Genomic DNA, 2,744 nt, shown 5'->3' on the forward strand with positions numbered 1-2,744 from the left:
CCTCCATCGGGCCGCCCGGCTCGTACCAGGTGCCCGGCCCGTGCAGCATGCCGTACCGCAGGATCACGGCCTCGGGCAGTTCGGCCGCCGCGAGCTCCAGCGCGAGCACGCCGCCGATCGTCGTGGCGCGGGGCTCGGGCGCGCCGGTGTCCAGCGGTTCCTTCTCGTCGGCGGGCTCGTCGCCCGGGCCGTACGCCCAGCAGATCGACTGGGCGACGATCCGGGGGACCGCGGCCCGGCGGGCGGCGTCCACCAGGCTGCGGGTGCCGTCGCGGCGGATCCGGGCGTTGTCGGCCAGGCTGCCGCCGGCGAGGGCCGTCAGCTGGTGGACGACGGCGTCCGGCGCCGCCGCCGCGACGGCCCCGGCGGTGGCTTCGCGGTCGAAGACGTCGAGCCGGACCGCCTCGGCCCCTTGGCCGCGCAGCCACGCGACGCCTTCCTCGGACCGGGAGGCGGCCGTCACGCGGTGACCCGCCCGGTGCAGGAGCGGCACGAGTTGCCGCCCGACGGCGCCGGTCGCACCGGCGAGGAAGACGTGCACGGGAACCACCCTTTCTTCCCGTTCGGCGTGAGGGGCCGTCCGGTGCGGACCCTCGATCACCGATGGCTCATACGATCAAGCTAAGAGCCGAATGGACCAGATCCATAGGCCAATTCGGCAGCAGGGAAGTGGGCCAATCGGTAGGCCGACCGAGCGCGGGCTTGACCTTCTCATCAGCCTTGTCCGCGCCGCCCGCTCGCCTCCCGCCGCCGGCCCGTCGGGTTCACCCCCTGTACGCGGACGGGCACCCTGTGATGACATGTTCGCGTCAGATCCGGGGTGGGGCCCGGGCCGACCGCGCCCGCCCCGGACCCGTGGACGACCGAAAGGGGAAGCTCATGCTGCTCCGCGTGCTGGCCGCGACCGGTGTCGCCGCATCACTCTTCGGCTCACCGGCGTTCGGCGCCGACTCGCTCCCGACCCCGCCCGACCGGATCGTCATCGACGTCGCGACGATCAACGGCTCCGGCTGCCCGGCCGGGACGGCCGCCGTCGCCGTCTCCCCGGACAACACCGCCTTCACCGTCACCTACAGCCAGTACCTCGCCCAGATCGGCGTCGGCTCGAAGCCCACCGACTTCCGGAAGAACTGTCAGCTCAACCTGCGCGTGCACGTCCCGCAGGGCTTCACCTACGCGATCGCCTCCACCGACTACCGCGGCTACGCCCACCTGGAGAACGGGGCGGTCGGAGTCCAGCGGGCCGGCTACTACTTCCAGGGCCAGGCGCAGACCGCGTACGGGACCCACCGCTTCACCGGCCCGCGCGACGACAACTGGCAGGCGACCGACACCGTCGAGGTCGCGGCCCTGGTCTGGGCCCCCTGCGGGGAGGAGCGCAACTTCAACATCAACACCGAACTGCGGGTCGCCGCCGGCACGTCGGACCCGTCCACCACCACGAGCTTCATGACGATGGACTCGACCGACGGCAGCATCAACACCGTCTACCACCTCGCCTGGAAGCTCTGCCCCTGATCCTGATCCTGTGAGGCGCACGGCGGTTGGAGCGCCGCCACGCTCCGACCGCCCGGTGCGCGCCGCCCGGCCGTCCGCCCCGGCGCCGTCCCCCTGGGGACGTGGGGCTACGGCGTGGCGATCACCAGGAGCGTCCGCGCCCGCTCCGGGCCGGACAGGCGGCAGCGGTGCGGGACGTCGCCGCGGTGATGGGCGCTCTGCCCGGCCCGCAGGACGAGGGGATCCTCGCCCTCGATCTCCAGCACCACCTCGCCCTCCAGGACGTAGAGGAAGTCCTCTCCGGGGTGCTCGAACCAGCCCCGCTCGCCCTGGCCGGGCTCGAAGCAGTGCTCGTAAGCCTCCATCAGGGAGCTGCGCCCGCCCGGGATCAGGACGCGGGCCACCTGGCCGGCGGACTCCGTCACCCGGATCACCTGCGGGTCGTCCTCGTGGCTCACCGCGCCGCTGCGGGCCGGCGGGCGCAGGAAGGTGCCGGGCGGCACGCCCAGGGCGTCCGCGATCCGGTAGATCGAGGTGAGGCTCGGGGTGGTGAGGCCGCGCTCCAGCTGGCTGACGAAGGGCTGGGAAAGGCCCGAGCGGACGGCGAGTTCGGCCATGGGGACGCCGAGCTCCTTGCGGCGGCTGCGCACGAGGCGGCCGACGGCGAGGGCCTCGGGAGAGGGTTCGGGGCGGGACACGCTCGTGAACGTACCTCATGGCCACCGGGCGGGCCGAGGCCGTCCGGCGGGTTCCCGGGCGCACCCCGGAACGTTTCGCACGGCTGCAACACGCCGTTGATAAGTGTCGTCAATTATTGATGTCACTTATATCGGACCGTGTCCCGGCCCCGGAGCACACCCGGCGGCCGGTGAGGAGACGAGCGCGTTGCACCCCACCGAATCCCCGCCCCGGAGATCCCCGACTGCCCTCGCCCCGGCGCTCCTCGCGGCCCTCGCCGTCCTCGCCGGGTGGTCCGCCCTCGCCGCCTCCGGCGTCGTCGCGGCCGGCCTACTGCCCACCCCGGCCGCCACCTGGCGCGCCCTCGCCGAGAGCGTCCGCACCGGCACCCTGGGCACCGACCTCGCCGCCAGCCTCGACCGGGCCGGACAGGGCTTCGCGCTCGGCGCCTGCCTCGGCGCCGCGCTCGGCTTCACCACCGGCTACCTGCCGCGCCTGTCCGCCGCCGTCACCCCGGTCGTCTCCTTCCTGCGCCCGATCCCCGCCATAGCACTCGTCCCGCTCGCCAC

The 2,744-nt window shown here is 73.7% G+C and carries 3 protein-coding genes and 1 pseudogene; 2 read left to right on the forward strand and 2 right to left on the reverse strand.

Translation table 11 applies throughout. The features are described from left to right. The coding region (locus tag AB0O00_RS34725) for an NAD(P)-dependent oxidoreductase (protein ID WP_363658655.1) at window positions 1–541 on the reverse strand (541 nt) is incomplete at its 3' end. A 338-nt stretch (window positions 542–879) separates the two neighbouring features. Here AB0O00_RS34725 and AB0O00_RS34730 point away from each other — a divergent pair. After that, on the forward strand, window positions 880–1,518 hold the full coding sequence (locus AB0O00_RS34730) for a DUF4360 domain-containing protein (RefSeq protein ID WP_363658657.1): 639 nt from the start codon (window positions 880–882) through the stop codon (window positions 1,516–1,518). A gap of 107 nt (window positions 1,519–1,625) precedes the next feature. On the opposite strand, the gene AB0O00_RS34735 is transcribed toward AB0O00_RS34730, so the two are convergent. Then, window positions 1,626–2,195 (reverse strand): XRE family transcriptional regulator, encoded by a 570-nt coding sequence (locus AB0O00_RS34735; RefSeq protein ID WP_363658659.1) that lies wholly within the window; start codon window positions 2,193–2,195, stop codon window positions 1,626–1,628. 187 nt (window positions 2,196–2,382) lie between these two features. Between AB0O00_RS34735 and AB0O00_RS34740 the strand changes: the two are divergent. Continuing rightward, window positions 2,383–2,744 (forward strand): annotated as a pseudogene (locus tag AB0O00_RS34740) (ABC transporter permease); the annotation flags it as partial.

The organism is Kitasatospora sp. NPDC093558 (assembly GCF_040683475.1).
Taxonomy (GTDB): Bacteria; Actinomycetota; Actinomycetes; order Streptomycetales; family Streptomycetaceae; genus Kitasatospora.